Annotated in this window: 20 protein-coding genes; 18 read left to right on the forward strand and 2 right to left on the reverse strand. The window is 36.7% G+C overall.

Annotation, left to right across the window (positions count from 1 at the left end):
- Positions 1 to 58 precede the first annotated feature (58 nt).
- Positions 59 to 1,312, forward strand: a complete 1,254-nt coding sequence (locus tag DN064_RS07985) for an ABC transporter permease (protein WP_115462120.1) — start codon at positions 59 to 61, stop codon at positions 1,310 to 1,312.
- On the opposite strand, the gene DN064_RS07990 is transcribed toward DN064_RS07985, so the two are convergent.
- Positions 1,313 to 1,798 carry a GAF domain-containing protein gene (locus DN064_RS07990; RefSeq protein WP_115462121.1) on the reverse strand — a complete coding sequence of 162 codons (486 nt, stop codon included), beginning with the start codon at positions 1,796 to 1,798 and terminating at the stop codon, positions 1,313 to 1,315.
- A gap of 88 nt (positions 1,799 to 1,886) precedes the next feature.
- Between DN064_RS07990 and xrtF the strand changes: the two genes are divergently transcribed.
- From xrtF to DN064_RS08025, 7 genes are all read left to right on the forward strand, one after another.
- Positions 1,887 to 2,447: an exosortase family protein XrtF gene (xrtF, locus tag DN064_RS07995; RefSeq protein WP_115462122.1), complete on the forward strand. Its 561-nt coding sequence runs from the start codon at positions 1,887 to 1,889 to the stop codon at positions 2,445 to 2,447.
- Positions 2,431 to 2,859: an exosortase F system-associated membrane protein gene (locus tag DN064_RS08000; protein ID WP_115462123.1), complete on the forward strand. Its 429-nt coding sequence runs from the start codon at positions 2,431 to 2,433 to the stop codon at positions 2,857 to 2,859. Before xrtF ends, DN064_RS08000 begins: the two co-directional genes overlap by 17 nt.
- 49 nt (positions 2,860 to 2,908) lie before the next feature.
- Positions 2,909 to 3,319, forward strand: a complete 411-nt coding sequence (locus DN064_RS08005; RefSeq protein ID WP_157962266.1) for an HYC_CC_PP family protein — start codon at positions 2,909 to 2,911, stop codon at positions 3,317 to 3,319.
- A gap of 63 nt (positions 3,320 to 3,382) precedes the next feature.
- On the forward strand, positions 3,383 to 4,111 hold the full coding sequence (locus DN064_RS08010) for a heavy metal translocating P-type ATPase (protein ID WP_115462125.1): 729 nt from the start codon (positions 3,383 to 3,385) through the stop codon (positions 4,109 to 4,111).
- Positions 4,108 to 6,342 carry a TonB-dependent receptor gene (locus DN064_RS08015; protein ID WP_115462126.1) on the forward strand — a complete coding sequence of 745 codons (2,235 nt, stop codon included), beginning with the start codon at positions 4,108 to 4,110 and terminating at the stop codon, positions 6,340 to 6,342. The genes DN064_RS08010 and DN064_RS08015 overlap by 4 nt, the downstream gene beginning before the upstream one ends.
- 13 nt (positions 6,343 to 6,355) lie before the next feature.
- Complete coding sequence (locus DN064_RS08020; RefSeq protein WP_115462329.1) at positions 6,356 to 6,709, forward strand: heavy-metal-associated domain-containing protein; 354 nt, start codon at positions 6,356 to 6,358, stop codon at positions 6,707 to 6,709.
- A gap of 108 nt (positions 6,710 to 6,817) precedes the next feature.
- Positions 6,818 to 7,570: a hypothetical protein gene (locus DN064_RS08025; RefSeq protein WP_115462127.1), complete on the forward strand. Its 753-nt coding sequence runs from the start codon at positions 6,818 to 6,820 to the stop codon at positions 7,568 to 7,570.
- A 28-nt stretch (positions 7,571 to 7,598) separates the two neighbouring features.
- Here DN064_RS08025 and DN064_RS08030 read toward each other — a convergent pair whose 3' ends face one another.
- Positions 7,599 to 8,066, reverse strand: coding sequence for a hypothetical protein (locus tag DN064_RS08030; protein ID WP_317047364.1), 468 nt, complete (start codon positions 8,064 to 8,066; stop codon positions 7,599 to 7,601).
- Between DN064_RS08030 and xerA the strand changes: the two genes are divergently transcribed.
- The 10 genes from xerA to DN064_RS14210 all read left to right on the forward strand — a co-directional run bounded on the left by xerA (position 8,055) and on the right by DN064_RS14210 (position 17,790).
- On the forward strand, positions 8,055 to 9,185 hold the full coding sequence (gene xerA / locus DN064_RS08035) for a site-specific tyrosine recombinase/integron integrase (RefSeq protein WP_115462128.1): 1,131 nt from the start codon (positions 8,055 to 8,057) through the stop codon (positions 9,183 to 9,185). The genes DN064_RS08030 and xerA overlap by 12 nt on opposite strands.
- An 81-nt stretch (positions 9,186 to 9,266) precedes the next feature.
- Positions 9,267 to 9,857 carry a hypothetical protein gene (locus DN064_RS08040; protein WP_115462129.1) on the forward strand — a complete coding sequence of 197 codons (591 nt, stop codon included), beginning with the start codon at positions 9,267 to 9,269 and terminating at the stop codon, positions 9,855 to 9,857.
- A 155-nt stretch (positions 9,858 to 10,012) separates the two neighbouring features.
- Positions 10,013 to 10,552: a hypothetical protein gene (locus DN064_RS08045; protein ID WP_157962267.1), complete on the forward strand. Its 540-nt coding sequence runs from the start codon at positions 10,013 to 10,015 to the stop codon at positions 10,550 to 10,552.
- Positions 10,553 to 10,710: 158 nt separating this feature from the next.
- Positions 10,711 to 11,643, forward strand: coding sequence for an SRPBCC family protein (locus tag DN064_RS08050; protein WP_115462131.1), 933 nt, complete (start codon positions 10,711 to 10,713; stop codon positions 11,641 to 11,643).
- A 192-nt stretch (positions 11,644 to 11,835) separates the two neighbouring features.
- Entirely contained in the window at positions 11,836 to 12,156 is a 321-nt protein-coding gene (locus DN064_RS08055; RefSeq protein WP_115462132.1) for a hypothetical protein, read from the forward strand.
- A 514-nt stretch (positions 12,157 to 12,670) separates the two neighbouring features.
- A complete protein-coding gene (locus tag DN064_RS08065) occupies positions 12,671 to 13,207 on the forward strand; it encodes a lysozyme inhibitor LprI family protein (RefSeq protein WP_115462134.1) in 537 nt (178 codons plus the stop codon).
- 213 nt (positions 13,208 to 13,420) lie between these two features.
- A complete protein-coding gene (locus tag DN064_RS08070; RefSeq protein ID WP_115462135.1) occupies positions 13,421 to 13,840 on the forward strand; it encodes a DUF3997 domain-containing protein in 420 nt (139 codons plus the stop codon).
- A 217-nt stretch (positions 13,841 to 14,057) separates the two neighbouring features.
- A complete protein-coding gene (locus DN064_RS08075; protein ID WP_115462136.1) occupies positions 14,058 to 14,876 on the forward strand; it encodes a DUF2971 domain-containing protein in 819 nt (272 codons plus the stop codon).
- 2 nt (positions 14,877 to 14,878) lie between these two features.
- Entirely contained in the window at positions 14,879 to 16,870 is a 1,992-nt protein-coding gene (locus tag DN064_RS08080) for an ATP-binding protein (RefSeq protein WP_198659423.1), read from the forward strand.
- A 203-nt stretch (positions 16,871 to 17,073) separates the two neighbouring features.
- Positions 17,074 to 17,790 (forward strand): hypothetical protein, encoded by a 717-nt coding sequence (locus DN064_RS14210; protein ID WP_198659424.1) that lies wholly within the window; start codon positions 17,074 to 17,076, stop codon positions 17,788 to 17,790.
- Positions 17,791 to 17,799: the final 9 nt, after the last annotated feature.

A 17,799-nucleotide genomic window follows, 5' to 3' on the forward strand; every position in this document is an offset into this window, starting at 1 on the left:
CTGTAACATTTTCCCACGCTGAGGAGTCTATCTTTACAACCGCACCAATGATGTAACCATGCGACTCTATTTTAGGCTATTTATAGAAAGTTTCAATTTTGCACTCAGCGCTTTGCGCAACAACAAACTACGAACCTTTTTATCACTCCTTGGCGTTACCATTGGTATCTTTAGTATCATCGCCGTTTTGGCAGCTGTGGACTCCTTGGATAAAAACATCAAATCACAACTAAGCGCCCTGGATAGCAACACCATGTATGTAGCAAGGATGTCTTTTGGACCTACCGATGTACCGCGTTGGGTGCGACAAACTTTTGATGATATTAGCTACAGCGAATACAAATTCCTGGGCAGTAATGTAAACGATATTGACTATATGGCCTACCAGCTGTTTGTGAGACGCGAAAATATCCGCTATGGGTCTGAGCAGGTAGAAAGTGTTAATACGGTTGCGGTATCTCGCGAGTTTGAAGACATCCAACGATTGGAATTCTCAAAAGGACGATTTTATAACGAGAGTGAATCCGTAGCTGGTAAACCCGTAGTTGTAATTGGAGATGAAATTGCCAAATCGCTCTTTGGAGACCTTGAACCCATCGGGAAGAAAGTACGCCTTTATGGCCAGAAGTTTACGGTTATTGGTGTTGTTAAAAAAGAAGGTTCTGGCTTGTTTGGGGACAGTAATGACGAATCCATCTTCCTACCAGCCAACTTTGTAAGAACGCGTTTTGGAGAAAACAACAGAAACATCACTCCTGTAGTTATTATAAAACCAAGTGATGGAGCTGATATTGATGAGGTTAAGGCAGATATTACAGGCTTACTACGCAGTCGCCGCGGCTTAAAACCAGAAGAGGTCGATACCTTTTTTATCAACATCATCTCTGGTTTGCAAGATGCTATTGATGGCATTATTGCCACCATGAACCTTATTGGCTGGGTAATTAGTGGTTTCTCACTTCTTGTGGGAGGCTTTGGTATTGCCAATATTATGTTCGTGAGTGTTAAGGAGCGTACCAATCTTATTGGCATCCAAAAATCAATGGGCGCCAAAAATCATTTCATCTTATTCCAATTTCTTTTTGAGGCCGTGATCCTTGCTGTTGTTGGAGGGTTTGTAGGATTGGCTCTCGTCTGGATTGGCACCTTAATAGCCAATGGCCTGGCTACCGATTTTGAATTTGTGCTATCCTTCTGGAATATGTTTATAGGCTTCTTTATCTCCTCCATCATTGGATTGATCGCTGGATTAATACCCGCCTTTTCTGCGGCGCGTTTAGACCCAGTAGAGGCAATACGAACTGGTATGTAATTAGAGAACCAAGCCTTGTTCAGGGTTCCAATCGACAAATTTGGCCACTTCAGCACAAACGAATTCTAGAAAACGTTCATCAGCTTCTGTAAACGGATCTGGAGTATTAGAGTCAATATCTATTTGACCAATATTTTCACCGTTGATAAATAGCGGTACTACTATTTCGGCCTTGACGGTGATACTACAGGCAATGTAGTTATCTTGAGCCTGCACATCTGGTACCACAAAATTTTCATTACTCTCGGCCACTTGCCCGCAGATACCCTTGCCAAACGGAATAATGGTATGATCGGTAGGTTCCCCCACATAAGGCCCTAATTTTAGCTCGTGTTTGTTACCATTTTTAAAATAAAACCCTACCCAGTCGTAGTATGCTACTTTATCCTGAAGCAACTGGCAAATAGCATATAGTTTATCCTCCCTACTTAGTGCAGAATTAGCGGTGATAGCGGATATGTCGTGTTGGAGTCCTGCCCAATCCATAGATTCAAATTTTGAGCAAAAGTATTTAAAAACCCCTATTTTGTCTGATGTATTTTTAACTTTAACACCGTTTTAAACCCAAACCTGGTTGCATTACATTTTTAAGAAATACTGGCTGGTTATAAAGTTCATCTTGAGTTTTGTACTGGTATATTCGGTGCTAACCATTGGTTACAAACTGTATCTGGACTATTCAGACGGTAGCATCAATTATCCAGACTATTTTACCAATCTTGTGGGGAGGCAAAGTCAGCAGATCCTGATCGCCTTAGATTATCCCACCGTTCTGGAAGCGCACCCCAATGAACCTTCACTAAAAGTCATCATTAGAGATAAATATGTGGCACGAGTTATTGAGGGCTGCAATTCCATTTCCATCATCATTCTGTTTATTGCATTTGTGGTCTCCTTTTCAGACACTTTAAAACGTACATTCTTATTTATACTTGCTGGAAGTGTTTTAATCTATTGTGCTAACCTTTTAAGAATTGTCGTTTTAAGCGCTGGGCTTTACCACTACCCCTGGCGCCGCGATATTTTACATACGGTCATCTTTCCTTTAATCATCTACGGTATGGTGTTCTTGCTATGGATGGTATGGATCCAACATTTTACCAAACAACAAAAACAACTTGAGCCCAGCATTTAAAATCCTAACCGCATTGTTATGTCTTACAGGGCTGATTTGTATCAGGGCCTTTGAAAATGAGTTGTTCTACGATCCGTACCTTATCTTTTTTAAAAATGACTATCTCTACATTGACAGTCCGCGCCGGGAAGTAGCCAAACTGGTGTTCTTCACCTCTTTGCGCTATGGATTAAACACCTTGTTTTCCCTTGGTATTTTATATGTAGTATTTAGAGATAAGGGAATCATCAAGTTTTCCATGGTGCTCTATGCGCTGGCCTATCTGGTTTTATTAAGCGCCTTTTTATATTTTGTCATTAAACCACGGCAGGAAGATTATTATTTGTTTTTTAATGTCCGACGTTTTTTAATACAACCTGTCTTCCTTATTCTGTTTTTACCTGCCTTTTACTATTATAGGCTCAAGCGTTAAGAATTCTTAAACTCTAAGCGAAATTCGTCATAATGTTTACCTTTGCCATGTGAAACTTAGTGTGCTACATAAATATGTGTCTGTTGCCATGGCCTTATTGGTTCTGGTATCAACACTATCCTTAACCATTGAGAAGCACTACTGTGCCGATACTTTGGTAGATGTAGCCATTTTTACAGAGGCAAAAGGATGCTGCGCTGGCAAAAAAGCACCAGCCAGCGAATCTAAAAAAGAGGGCTGCTGTAAAAACGAGGTAGATCTCATTAAAGGGCAGGACGAATTGAGTGTCAAAGACACCGAGTCTTTTAAATCAATAAACAAGACCTTCCTGGTGGCCATGGCCACTGTATTTGGGGCCATCTTCCCAATTGAGGATGAGGCACCAGTACCGCAAGATGTTTATACCCCGCCCAAACTCTTTGACGACCTGTACCAACTTCACGAAGTGTATTTGATTTGATGCCGCAATCCATGATGGTGAGCCTATGGGCTCCTGTAATGATTACAAATCAAATAATACACAATGACACACACATATCATATATCGGGCATGACCTGTGGGGGTTGCAAAACCAAGGTAGAAAACGCCCTTAATAACATAAAGAATATCACTAAGGCTTCCGTTGATCTGGACCAAGCAGAAGCCGTGATACACATGTCCAGCCATGTACCTCTAAAGCAACTTCAAGAGGCACTTGGAAACAAATATACCATAGAGGAAGTAGTTAAAACTAACGTATTTAAAAGCACGGAAATTGCAGAAACACCCAATAAATGGCAACAGCTAAAACCGCTATTTCTCATATTTGGCTACCTCTTTGCAGCGGCTTTTTTGTTGAATCGAGATCCGTGGAATACCCAGGGGTTTATGTTGGATTTTATGGGATTGTTTTACATCGTATTTAGCTTTTTTAAGCTATTAGATCTTAAAAACTTTCCAACCAGTTTTAGTATGTACGATCCCATTGCCAAACGCCTTCCGGTGTATGGTTGGATCTATCCCTTCATTGAGGTGGGCCTAGGTTTACTATTTCTATTTCGCTTTCAAGTAGAATTAGCATTAGTACTCACACTCATTATCCTCGGGTTCACTACTTACGGGGTCACACAATCGCTATTGAAAAAGCAGCAGACCCAATGTGCCTGTTTAGGTACCGTATTAAAACTGCCCATGACTCAGGCTACCTTTATTGAAAACGCCATCATGATAGTCATGGCCATCATCATGCTACTAAATACCACGGCCCTATGAAGTACTTAATAGCATTTATATTTCTAATACCACTTAGTGTCTTGGCACAAGACACTTTGAAAGGTGAGATCCTGGAGCTAGTTGATGGTAAAGAGGTACCACTGGCAGGAGCCAATGTTTACTGGCAGAATTCATCGGTTGGCACAATGACGGAAGCCGACGGTAAATTTAGCATCCCCTATACTGGGGAATATTCGCAACTAGTCATCTCTTATGTAGGTTTTAAAACGGTAACACTGGAAGTTACTTCCAACACTTACATTAAACAGGTACTGGAAGCCACTTCCAGTCTGGATGAAATCACCGTTACTTCCAGAAAGCAGAGCACCATGAAATCCTACTTAAAAGCTGAGAACACGTTTACAGTATCCAGTGAAGAATTGTTGAAGGCTGCTTGTTGTAATCTCTCTGAGAGTTTTGAGACCAATCCGTCCATCGATGTCAACTTTGCCGATGCCGTAACGGGAACACGACAGATTAAAATGTTAGGACTCACCAGTCCTTATATTTTAATTGCCACAGAAAACATTCCTGCTGTGCGCGGGGCCTCTCAGGCCTTTGGTATGAGTTTTATTCCAGGCACCTGGGTAGAAAGCATTCAAATCACTAAGGGAGCTGGTAGTGTGGTCAATGGTTTCGAGAGTATTGCAGGGCAAATCAATGCCGAGTTGGTCAAACCAACCACAGATAGTCAGTTCTTTTTAAATGCCTACGCCAATGCCATGCAACGCTTCGAGCTAAATGCGCATTTTAATACGCAGCTGTCTGAAAAATGGAGCACCGGCATATATGCCCATGGTAATATTCTGGATAAGAAACACGACGTTAATAACGACGGATTTTTAGACATGCCTTTGTACAAACAGATTAACGTGATGAATCGATGGCAGTACACAGATGCCGAAAACGGTATTGTTAGTTTCTTTAATCTGCGTTATCTTAAAGATGATAAACAAGGTGGACAGGTTGCTTATAATCCAGCGACCGACCGCTTAACCACTAATGCCTGGGGAAGTGAAATTGATACGGAGCGTATTGAAGGCTCCTTAAAACTTGGGTATGTTAATCCTGAGATTACCTACCAGAGTTTAGGATTTCAGGCGGCCTATAGCTACCATAAACAGAAGGCTAATTATGGGCTACGTATTTATGATATTGCCCACAATAGCTTTTACTCCAATTTAATCTACAATTCCATCATCTCTGATAGTAGGCACAAGATTAAAACGGGTATAAGTTTTACGTATGACCGTTATGCGGAGCAGGTGGAAGCCACACCATTTCAGCGCACGGATAATTCCGTAGGAGGCTTTTTTGAATACGCTTTTGACTCTTTAGAGAATTTTACCATGACCGCAGGTCTACGTGTGGACCAGCACAACCGTTTAGGGTTCTTTGTAACCCCGCGTTTGCATATGCGTTACACTCCTTGGGAAAAAGCCGCTTTTAGAGCCTCGGTGGGCCGTGGTAAACGCAGCGCTAATATTTTTGCTGAAAACCAAAGTTTATTTGCCAGTTCACGACAAATTAATATTCTCAATTCCGGTGGTAAAATCTATGGATTGGATCCAGAGATTGCCTGGAATTATGGGTTCAGCTATTTGCAAGGCTTTAATTTGTTTGGCAGAAAGGCCGATGTAACTCTGGATTTTTACCGTACCGAGTTTCAAAATCAGGTAGTGGTGGATTGGGAAAACCCCTTTGAGATTAATTTTTACAATCTGCAAGGAGCCAGTTTTGCCAACAGCTTTCAGTTGGAGCTCAACTACAATCTGGCCAACCGTTTGGATTTACGCACGGCCTATAAGTATTACGACGTACAAACCGATTATCAGGTAGGCCGTCGTATCAAGCCGTTGGTTCCTAAGCACCGAGTATTTGCCAATTTGGCCTATGAAATGGACGGAAAACGGGCAGATGCTCCCTGGAAATTTGATACCACTTTTAACTGGATAAGTGAGCAACGTTTCCCCGATACCAGTTTAAGTGCTCCAGAATTTCAACGTCCGGAATTCTCGCCGACGGTGGCCACACTACATGCGCAGATCACCAAGGTGTTTTCGCCTAAGTTTGAACTTTATGTGGGAGGTGAAAACCTCACCAATGTGCGCCAACCGGACCCCATCATAAGTGCTGATGATCCGTTTGGCCCTAATTTTGATACCAATTTCGTATATGGCCCTATCTTTGGAGCGGTCTATTACGCAGGATTACGTTATAGAATTAATTAAACAACATAAAAGAATGAAACATATTATCACCATCCTTATGCTAAGCCTTATGAGCTTAGGATATAGCCAGAACAAAAACGCCAAAGCCAGTCTGGAGGTAGACGGTGTTTGTGGCATGTGTAAGGCCCGTATAGAAAAAGCAGCCATCCGCACCAAGGGAGTTAAGTCTGCTGTTTGGAATGTGGACACCCATGAGCTCAAACTTATTTACGATGAGCGCAAGACCAATCTGGACAGTATCTCTAAAAAGATAGCCGCTGTTGGCCATGACACCAAATTGTACAAGGCAACGGACGAAGCTTATAATGCAGTAGATCCTTGCTGTAAGTACCGAGACGAACAGGTGGTTAAAGACCACCAGAATTAAACTTATTAGAAAACCTTGATCATAGCGTCAGGGTTTTTTATTTGTAGAATTTAATTAAGTTTAATCATATGCCATTAAACGCAATACCACTAAGCTTCAATAAAATCTATGAATACATCTTTTAACCTCAAAGCCTGGCTAGGTTTTACTGTCGCCTTCATGCTTTTCACAGTTATTGGAACCCTAAGTCATGAATACGGCCATATTGCCGTTGCCCAATATTTAGGTTATGAGACCGAACTTCATTACTCCAGTATGAACTATTATCCTAAAGGTTATTCAGAGGATGCCGATGTTAAGCAGATGAAAGTTCTTATGAAGGATTATAGAGACAAGGATTATGAGGAGTGGCCAAAGGATGTTAAAGAGAAAAGAACCTATTACAGTAATGTAATACATGAACGCTATTGGGAAGGAAGGTCAATTGATATCCTATTAATATTGATCGGAGGTCCCTTACAAACCATGCTCACCGGCGTACTAGGACTACTCATCCTTTATTGGCGTAGAGCGTCAATTAAACGTCAAAGGCTTAAAATAGGAGACTGGTTGGCTGTGTTTTTGGCCCTGTTTTGGTTACGCGAGGTATTTAACCTGGTCATGAGCATTATCCAAGAATTCACTTCACCAAATGGCTATTGGTTTGGGGGTGATGAAGTACGTATCTCTATTCACTTAGATATATGGGACGGAACCGTACCTGTTATTTCAGGGCTACTAGGTCTTATCTGTGCCAGTTATGTAGTGTTTTATGTGTTACCCAAAAGTTTGCGTTTAAGCTTTATTCTCAGTGGTGTTATTGGTGGTAGTTTAGGGTTTTATCTGTGGATGTTTGTTTTAGGACCTCAAATACTGCCTTAGATTCAAGGGGTAGATACAATTCAACGTACTAATTCGATCGCGCCATATAATCCTGCCATTTCACTAAAATGAACTTGGTCGCATGCGCTTCCTCTTTTTTAAGAAAGCCAAATTCATAAACAAACCTGTAGACATCACCTTTTTGATTACGCCAGATATGGGTAAAGTAATTGGGATTAAAGCCCCCATTTAAAAGAACACTTTGACGAACAGTCGCCTTTCCCGCCTTGTTATAAGATTTTAAGAGTTTCCGATTAAGCTTTAACTGACGGTCTACCTGACTATAAAATCCTGCTTTCCCTTCCTTAGTTTTTTGGTACTGGTGCGAACTTTTGCAATGCACATCGCAATAGATCTTATCGGACCGTCCTTCCAAAGGTTTCTGACAATAGACACAGGTAGCACCTTTCATATAATAGTATATTATACGAATAATATACGCATAATATTCGATTATGGCTTGATTTTCAATTAGTTTGGACTTATGAAGCTGCATAAGAACGTGACCTTAAAACACCTTTTGATTAACAATACCAAGTGTATTGGGCTTAAGTTCTTCGCCGATAAGGTGCTTAGTCGCTTGGTTCTGGACTTGAATAAGGTGGCCTGGAGCGATGATTATGGCATGTACTACGTCCCCAACAACAAAACCCATTTGAGCGAAATCTTTAACCTGTTTCGCGGGGTGGCCTGGGTGAATACCAACTACTTCTTCAACCGCAGTAATGCCAAGCAATTGCGCGAAGAGTTTGACGTGGAGTGGTTTAGGAACCGCCAACCCAAAGAGGATTTTAAAGTGTGCCCGGACAGCTATCTGGACAAATTGCAAATACGGCGCTATGCCAATAATACCGTAAAAACTTATGTGTCGTGTTTTGAACGGTTTATCAATTACTACCCCGATAAATCCATTGATGAACTGGACGAATTGGACGTACGCAACTATTTGTTGTACCTGGTCAAGTCTAATTGGTCCAATTCCTATATTAACCAAAGTATCAATAGTATTAAGTTTTACTATGAGGTGGTGTTGGGTTTGCCCAACCGCTTTTATTCCATTGAACGCCCCAGACCTGAGAAAAAACTACCAGTAGTGCTGTCTCAGGATGAAATAAAACGCATGCTGCAACTTACCACTAACATTAAGCATAAGTGTATTTTGTCTTTACTGTACTCGGCCGGTCTGCGGCGCGGTGAACTGCTCAACCTAAAGCCTGCTGATATTGATAGTGCGCGGATGATGGTTAAGGTCAACGATGCCAAGGGCAACAAGGATCGCTATACCCTACTTGGAAAAGAAACCTTAAAAGACTTACGAACCTATTTTCTTGAATACAAGCCCCAGACCTTTCTTTTTGAAGGTCGACCCGGATACAAGTACAGTGTCGCCAGTGTGTCCAACATAGTACACAAAGCTGCTGATATGGCTCGAATAAAAAAGAAAGTCACCGCCCATACCCTAAGGCATAGCTTTGCCACCCATTTATTGGAAAATGGCACCGACTTACGATACATCCAACTTTTACTTGGTCATAACTCTACGAAAACTACAGAGATCTACACCCATGTAGCCAGCAATCATTTTGTTTCTATCCAGAATCCACTAGATTTGTAGGAAATATATAATGAAAATAAACACAATTGTGTTTATTGAATTGTTGTGTGTAAGCTGACAAAAAATTCGTGAAATAAGTAAATGGGAATATTTGATTTTATAAAAGGCAACAAAAAAACTAAATCGGAAAAAATCGAAAAACCATCGCCTGAACAAAAATTATTCTCGGAAAAAGCTATGGAAATTGTCATTCCGACTTTTGAAAAGTTTGGATTTAAAAAACATCGAATTGAAATAAAACAATACTCATCAACCATAATTTACCGAAAAGACAAACAGTATCTTCAAATTTCGAGTAATACTCACCCAAGAGATTATCCAAACTATTACAACTTAGTTCTCGGAGAAGGAAATAGCAAAGATTTCTTTGAATACGATTGGAATTCAGTCACACTTTGGCGATTTAAAAAAGAAATTAAGCCAGAATTAAAAGCAACGGAATATGAATTCCCAAAGGATAACGGAATTGAACCGAGTTTGAAAAATGCTAACTCTGAATTGCTTAAATATGGACTGACTTTTCTAAATGGAGAATTGGAATTGTTTCATAAAATTAGAAAAGAGCAGAATAAAGATAGAGAGCCTTATAAAATTCACTCACCTGACAAAAATGGAAATTACCAAACGTCATTTGAACCGAAAAGTGTGGAGCAAAAGAAAAAATATAGTTGAATGAAAAAAGCCTACACACAACAACGTGTAAGCGCAATAACGGCTGAATTTCCTACTCGGAAATTCAACTCGTTTTGCTAAATTAGGTGCGTCAGCGGAAAGTACTCGCGCACTTTCCCGTTACTGACGCTTACACAAAACCGTTACCCAACATTATGAACACACGAACCCATATGAAAAAAATGACAATTATTTTTACTCTTCTATTATTAATTAGTTGTAGCGACGACGATGGAAATAACATTTCTACATCGGAAACTGATATTGAATTAGTAACTGGGATTAATATAAGGAACTCTGAATTTTCTGCAGCTATACGATTAGGCAATCCAAATGTTTTCACCAATAATCAATTTATTGCTTATCCAAATCCACCAGCTGGAGCTTTAAGTTTGTTAGCCTCTGAAAATATTTCTGGTGTTTGGATTACAACTGCCAATGCAGAAAAAATATATCAACAAACGGATTTTAATTCAATTTTAAACTCGGATTTATACGCTGAATCTATAATTGAATTAAACTCTGAAATGGAATTTACTAATTTAAATTCAACAAATTTAGTACTAAATTTAGAGAACTTAACTTCTGGTTATTACAAAGTATTCGTTAAAATCAATGGAAACATATATTGGGATAATATATATGTCCCTGAAAACAATTTTGAAATTGATGATTTAATAAATTATTGGAATTAAAAACGTTGGGTAACACCGTGTATAGCTCATTGCGGCTGAATTACTAATCGGAATTCATTGCAATTCACTATCTTTCGGTTACAGCACGAAATCATAGCTGATTTCCCGCAACGAGACATACACAAACCGTTGTAAAGCATTAGAACGAAAATCAGAATATGAAGAAAAATCCGAAATTATTTTCAATCTTAATAACTTTAATTTTTTCTGCAATTTTAGGATATATTGAAATTGGAATATTCAAAGAATATGGTTGGACTGTATTTCTTGTAATACCTTTTATTATTGGATTTCTTCCTGCGTTTATCAATGGAAAACTGACTGAAACATCAAAAAGCAAAAGCTATCAATTGAGTTTTCTCACTCTTGGAATAGTTTTAATCGGACTTTTAGTATTTGCAATAGAGGGTATGATTTGCATAGCAATGTCTTTACCTTTAATTGCTTTACTTGTTTGGCTTGGTTCCTATATCGGATTTAAAGCCAATACTGGAAAATGGACAAATCCAACAAATACAACAATTGGACTTTTTGTTATCTGCATTTGTTCAATGAGTTTTGACTATATCAATGAATCTGAAAACTTAATTCCTGTCAGAACAAAAGTTATCGTTAATTCAAATATTGAGAACGTATGGAAAAACGTTGTGACTTTTGACAAAATAGATGAACCAACTGACTGGATTTTTAAAACTGGAATTTCATATCCGACAGACGCAACAATTAAAGGAAATGGAGTTGGAGCAATAAGATATTGTAATTTTACAACTGGTAGTTTTGTCGAACCAATTACAACTTGGAATGAACCGAATTTATTACAATTTGACGTAAAAGAACAACCAATTCCTATGAACGAATTTAATCCATTTTGGGAGATTCACCCACCACATTTGGATGGATACTTTAAATCTTACAAAGGTCAATTTAAGTTAACCAAAATAGGAGAAAATCAAACAGAATTAGAAGGAACAACATGGTACAAAGTGGATATAACACCAGAAATTTATTGGAAAACTTGGTCTGATTTCATTATTCACAGAATACACGAGAGAGTTCTGAACCATATAAAATTAGAAACTGAAAAAAAATAACGCTTTACAACAATGGCTATAAGTAATTGCTTGGGTTGGTAAGTGTTGCTCGGAAAATTCTCCGAATTTTCCTCAATTAGTGCCTTTTTGCTATCTTTAAAACCTTAAGCAACTACTCATAGCCGAACCGTTGCCCACAATATGAATAAATCACTCGCGATATTGATATTTCTGACTCTGAACTCGTGTATTATGTTCAAAGAAAACGGAATTGAGATGAAAATAACAAATGACTCAAGCGAACCGATAACCAGTGTGGAATTTACAACAACAGAAAAACTGGACGCGATAAAAATTGACCGAATTGAACCGAATGAAAGCGTGACAGAATTCCTGTCGATGCGTAGGAATAAAATTGACGGATCTTACTCTCTGACTTTTACTCGCGCAAGTGGAAAAAAGGAAATTAGTGGTGGAGGATATTATACAAATGGAGGCTCACTTGACCATTCCGTAGACTTCATTGTAGAAAACGATACGACAGTAGTAAAGTTTGATGGACCGATATACTAAAGTAAACCGCTAAGAATTTTATGAAAAGATTTTTTCTAAAAAAGATTTCAGTGTTATTCATATTCTCAATTCTCTTAATCATATTGTGTCTTTCAATTATGATCTTTGATTTTAAGGCTGTGAACGACCCATTTGGGTATGGATTTATAGCAATGGGAGTTGGAATTGGAGTTGGTCTTTTTGGAATCTTTATAGATTTTTTGCTGTCGTTAATGTTTAAAAATAAATTAACGCTAAACATAACGGAACTGGTTATGATATGCCTCTTTCTATATTCAGTATGGCCGAATTAAATACTGTGGGCAACACCACCTATAATGCATAGCTACTTCCAAGGTAAGTTAGAGATTATTTCCTACATTTAGTCTTAAATAAATGTATGAACGTTGAGAACATGCAGCGCGCTCCGCTACCGGTTAGAAAACCAAAGCAGACCGGAATGGCGCTTCGCCACGCTGCCTCTCGCAACGCATCATAGCCAAACCGTTGTAGCACATAAAAAACAACATTTGAAATGAAAATAATTCTAATTCTTGTATTTCAGTTACTTTCACTCTTAATAATCGCTCAGAGAAAAGTAAACGAAGCAGATATTAAAAGAATTAATAAAGAAATTGGAACTGAAATTGTCAAACTTCAAGATTCTTTGATTAGAGCTGATCAATATTTAAAACCAATTGACTTAGAATTTAAATCTGATATTTATAAAATTGAGAAACTAGCTGCCAAAAAAATTGATATTGATTATTCTACAGCTGGAATGACTAATGCTGTCTATGAATTGGAAAAAGGATATGATAAATTATTAAATAAATATTATAAAATTCTGTACGCAAAACTAAAGCCTGAGGATAAAGAAGAATTTAAAAAATCTCAAAGTAATTGGATAAAATTCAGAGATAGTGAAAGAATTATGATAGGAATTGTATCACAAGATGAATACTCAGGTGGAGGAACAATACAGAGCAATCTGAAAGCTAGTAGAATATGTGAGATTACATTGAAACGAGTGTATGAAATAAAAGAACATATTGACCAATTTATTGAGTAAAAAACGTGCTACAACAACACCTAATAATGCATTGCTACTCTCCTACTCAGTTTGAGAATATTTCCTACTTTTAATCAATAAATTAAAGCATGAACGTTTGCGTATTGCAACGCGCTTCGCTACTGGTTAGAAAACGCCAATCACACCGGAGTGGCGCTACGCTGCGTTGCCAACCGCAACGACATCATAGCTAAACCGTTAGGCACAATTGAAATGAATAAGCGGACTAAAATATTATTTACATTTTTCATTTTTATTCTAACACTCAATTCTTGCTGCTTTGGAGTAAAAGAGGAGTATTTAGGTAATAATATGTACCTATCTGAATATGATAATGTTGACCGACAAATTCTATATCAAAAAGAAAGCTGTGCTTCTTCTAGCATTCAAATAGTCCCAGTGACTGTGTTGGAAATTGGACATAATGATAAATGGATTATAGCAAAGTCGGGACTGGCTAAGGGTCAAGAACAATACGATTTAATTAGATACTGGGTAATTAAGAACGATTATCCAAGTCTACCTGACTCAGAAATTGTTAAAAGCAATACCACCGAATTTAGAAACCGACAGGATTTTGATAATTTTCTAAGTGAAAATAAAATTGGACTAACTCTAAGCAGTGTTGAATAAAAAAACTGTGCCTAACACCACCTATAATGCATTGCTACTTCTGAGGTAATTTGAAATTTATTCCTACATTTAATCAATAAACTAAAGCATGAATACCTGCGTAATGCAACGCGCTTCGCTACCGGTTAGAAAACGCCGATCACACCGGAGTGCCGCTACGCTGCGTTGCCAGCCGCAACGTCATCATAGCTAAACCGTTAGCCACAATTAGAAAACAATGAAGAAAGTCGAATTAAATAGTTATGATTTGTCCGATGAAGATTTATATCTTTTAATGCCTGATTATTTCTACAAATATTCGACCATAAATAACAATCTCAAGGATTCAATAGCGAATGGAAGGCTCTGGTATAATACTTCATCAAATTTCAATGACCCTTTCGACTGTAGAGCTTATCTAAATTTCGGAAGTACTGAAAAGGAATGCCGTAAGAATTTTGACAAATTTAATAGAGCATTTAATAACGACCTTCCAGAAATAAATAAAAAAGTTTGGAATCATCTTTTAAAAAAACCAAATGATTTCAACTTAATGAATTCTTATAGCGCAGCAAATAATATAGAAAAATCGATAGGTGTTACTTGCTTTTCAGAAAATTACAATAACACATTAATGTGGTCTCACTATGCTGATAGTCATAAAGGGTTAGTTCTAGAGTTTAAGAAGGACATAAATGGGAGTTTATCTCGTAAAATGCTTCCTGTAAATTATTTTGAAAATTATCCCATAATAAATGTTTCCGATTATACAGAAGAACAAATGATTTCTATCGTATATCAAGTTATTTGTGCAAAAGGAATTGATTGGGAATACGAAAATGAATGGAGAGCAATTACAGCTAATGGTAGTGGCCTAGAGGAATTTGACAAATCCGAATTAAGTGGTGTTATTTTTGGATTGAATACTGAAGAAAATCATAAAAAGGAAATATTTGATTTAATTCAAAAGTCGGGCTATTCCAAAATCACTTTCAAAGAGGCGGAATTTCAAAGCAGAAAATTCGTTGTTAATTATAAAAAATATAAGCCAAAATAACGGTGGATAAAAATCTAAAGAAAACTATGATAAAAAACGACTTTGACCCATTAAATAGTTCAGATAGCTTTGATAGTGAAATTGTTAATTCTGCTAAAAAAAGAGAAATTCGTAATATTTTAAAATCGTATGTTGGAATTTTTGATTCTTTTTCGGAGCTAATTCAGAATTCACTCGATGCGGTTGATAAAAGAAAAAAAGTCGACACAGATTTACAGAAAAAACTTTGGCTAGAAGTTAACCTACAAGATAATTCATTTACCATTGCAGATAATGGAATTGGATTTCAACAAAAAGAATTTGAAGCCTTTTTAGCACCGAATATATCTTTTAAAGATGGTAGTGAAACGAGAGGAAACAAGGGTGTTGGAGCCACTTATATCGCTTATGGCTTTAACAAATTAACACTTGGAACAAAAAATGCTGACTTCAATTATATTGGGCAAATTAGCAATGGAAGAAAATGGGTAGAAGACAAAGAGGGAATTGTTACAAGACCTGTTGTGACTTCTTTTGAACAAACACCTGATTTATTCAACCAAACAGAACAAGGAACTTTTTTTAAAATCGAATATGGAGGTGATTTTACTAGACCAAAATCCCTAACATATTTTTCTGCTAATAATGCAGAGCAATGGATTTATCTTTTACTATTAAAAACACCGTTAGGTGGAATTTACTTTGATGATTTAACTGACCAAGCCAAATTTAATTTAAAAGTTATCGATTCCTCTGGTTCTGTAACTGAAATTGACAATGAATCAGCTTTATATATATATCCGCACAACAAAATAAAAGCAAGTGCGAATATTAAAGAAATAGCTAAAATTCAAAAGAAACTTCTCGAAAGTGGAAAAGACCCATCAAAATTACCTGCTAAGTTTGAAAGGTTAAATGGAGTTTATGAAAACTATTCTTCAAAAGAACTAAAAGCCTTACCAACAAACAAATTAGAAGATAAACATCATCTTTTAATTGACGAATATTCAATAGAAGCATATGGCTATTTTGGTTACTCAACTCAGCTTTGGGATGAATTTAATGACAACTTAGCTAAATTGAGAAAAGGATATAGAGTTCTTAAAGGTGGTTTATTAATTGCTAATAATAATATGCTTCAAGGTGATTATATTGCTATTCCTTTAACTTCAAACATTGGTTATCAAAATCAAGCACACATTATAATACATTTAAAAAATGCAGACCCAGATTTAGGAAGAAAAGGTTTTCAACCTGAGATAAAAGAACTTTGCGAAATTCTGTCTGTTGGAATTGTAAATAAGCTAAAGCATTGGAAAAATAAGTTAAGAAACGATACTGGTGCAAAACCAGTTATTACAACACAAATCAATCTTCACAATTGGATAAAAGAGCAAGAAAATCACGAACAATCATTTCCGCTTGACTTAACAAACCCAAATTTTTTCAAACCAATTAACGAAATATCAATTTCATCAGTTCCGCAATCAGAACAAGATGTTATCGTTTTGTTTAATCAATTAATTGCAGGAGGAGTAATAAGAGGTTTAAAATTATTAGCTACAAGTCAATATGCAACTTATGATGGTATATTTAAATTCTATATTAAAGAACCAAGAGAAAATCACATTTTTGAAAAGGTAACTAATCCACTTGGTGTCCAAGAATTAGGGTTACCTATTGATACTGTATCAAACCCTATGGTACTAGAATACAAATTCAATTTAAACGCCCTTTTCCAAGAATTTGAAAATGAAGATAAATTTGAAAAAGATGTGAATTTGGCAATTGCTTGGGAATTAGGAGATGCCTGGAAAAGAAATTATGATATAACATCTTTATTAGACCTTGATAATTTACATCACAGACAATTTCACGGAATTACACACATAATCCATTCAAAGACTTCTAGCTTCAATTTAATAGTGTTAAAAGAGTTGATGGAATATTTAAATGACGTAGATGGTGTTCAGGATTTTCATAGTAAAAAGTATGGAGAAGATATTTTCGAATAAATAACTGTGGCTAACAATGTGTATAATTAATAGCGGTTTAAGTGATAAAACGTAAGATAAAACATAAAATAAAGATCAGTGTAAAACCGAAAGGTTTGTGAGTAGAAAACCGCTACTACTCATACACGAGACCGTTGTGCTTCATTTTAACCAACTACTAACCAATGATAAAATTCTTTAGAAAAATTAGACAAAACTTACTAATGGAAAACAATACTGGAAAGTATTTAAAATATGCTATTGGTGAAATTTTTCTCGTAATGGTTGGAATTTTATTAGCATTACAAGTCAATAATTGGAATGAAAATCGGCTTAAAAAAATACAAGTGTATACTTATCTTGAGAGTATTATAACAGATTTAAAATCTGATATTAGTTTATACCAGTTAAGTATTGATGTATATGAAAAACATATTGAAAATATTAGTCAAGTCTTATCTGATAATGAATATAAGCAGTTAAAAGTTGATTCCATTTACACTTTAATTACCAGGACTTGGGGTACTAATACGATTAAAACTCAAACTTACGAAAAGATAAAAAGTACAGGATTACAGGACATTCTTGGAACAGTGGAAATAGATAATGCAGTAAATAATTACTACGAAGAATCAACAACTTTTTTCGATTACTATGTAAATTGGAATAGAGAAATGACAAATAGAGATGATTTATTTTGGAATTATGCTAACAATTTTGAAACTGGAATTCTTGAACGAGTTAATTCAACTTCTATACCATATCAACAAGATCCAATAAAAAGAAAGGCGGAATTGGTAAAACTTGTTGAATCAACTCTTGGAAGAAATTATCTGAAAAATGCTTTGAGTCGTGATGTTTTTGGTGTCAAAATAATAAAAGACTTCAAGGCGAAAGCTGAAAATTTAGTAGAGTTAATAGAAGAACAAATTGACAAATAACGAAAGCAC

This window comes from Winogradskyella aurantiaca, assembly GCF_003362725.1.
GTDB lineage: Bacteria > Bacteroidota > Bacteroidia > Flavobacteriales > Flavobacteriaceae > Winogradskyella_A > Winogradskyella_A aurantiaca.

Excerpts from the sequence above, each read along its gene's own strand:
- DN064_RS07985 (WP_115462120.1), top strand. The coding sequence starts at position 59 with ATGCGACTCTATTTTAGGCTATTTATAGAAAGTTTCAATTTTGCACTC.
- DN064_RS07990 (WP_115462121.1), bottom strand. The coding sequence starts at position 1,798 with ATGGATTGGGCAGGACTCCAACACGACATATCCGCTATCACCGCTAAT.
- DN064_RS08010 (WP_115462125.1), top strand. The coding sequence starts at position 3,383 with ATGACACACACATATCATATATCGGGCATGACCTGTGGGGGTTGCAAA.
- DN064_RS08015 (WP_115462126.1), top strand. The coding sequence starts at position 4,108 with ATGAAGTACTTAATAGCATTTATATTTCTAATACCACTTAGTGTCTTG.
- DN064_RS08020 (WP_115462329.1), top strand. The coding sequence starts at position 6,356 with ATGAAACATATTATCACCATCCTTATGCTAAGCCTTATGAGCTTAGGA.
- DN064_RS08025 (WP_115462127.1), top strand. The coding sequence starts at position 6,818 with ATGAATACATCTTTTAACCTCAAAGCCTGGCTAGGTTTTACTGTCGCC.
- xerA (WP_115462128.1), top strand. The coding sequence starts at position 8,055 with ATGAAGCTGCATAAGAACGTGACCTTAAAACACCTTTTGATTAACAAT.
- DN064_RS08030 (WP_317047364.1), bottom strand. The coding sequence starts at position 8,066 with ATGCAGCTTCATAAGTCCAAACTAATTGAAAATCAAGCCATAATCGAA.
- DN064_RS08040 (WP_115462129.1), top strand. The coding sequence starts at position 9,267 with ATGGGAATATTTGATTTTATAAAAGGCAACAAAAAAACTAAATCGGAA.
- DN064_RS08045 (WP_157962267.1), top strand. The coding sequence starts at position 10,013 with ATGAACACACGAACCCATATGAAAAAAATGACAATTATTTTTACTCTT.
- DN064_RS08050 (WP_115462131.1), top strand. The coding sequence starts at position 10,711 with ATGAAGAAAAATCCGAAATTATTTTCAATCTTAATAACTTTAATTTTT.
- DN064_RS08055 (WP_115462132.1), top strand. The coding sequence starts at position 11,836 with ATGTTCAAAGAAAACGGAATTGAGATGAAAATAACAAATGACTCAAGC.
- DN064_RS08065 (WP_115462134.1), top strand. The coding sequence starts at position 12,671 with ATGAAAATAATTCTAATTCTTGTATTTCAGTTACTTTCACTCTTAATA.
- DN064_RS08070 (WP_115462135.1), top strand. The coding sequence starts at position 13,421 with ATGAATAAGCGGACTAAAATATTATTTACATTTTTCATTTTTATTCTA.
- DN064_RS08075 (WP_115462136.1), top strand. The coding sequence starts at position 14,058 with ATGAAGAAAGTCGAATTAAATAGTTATGATTTGTCCGATGAAGATTTA.
- DN064_RS14210 (WP_198659424.1), top strand. The coding sequence starts at position 17,074 with ATGGAAAACAATACTGGAAAGTATTTAAAATATGCTATTGGTGAAATT.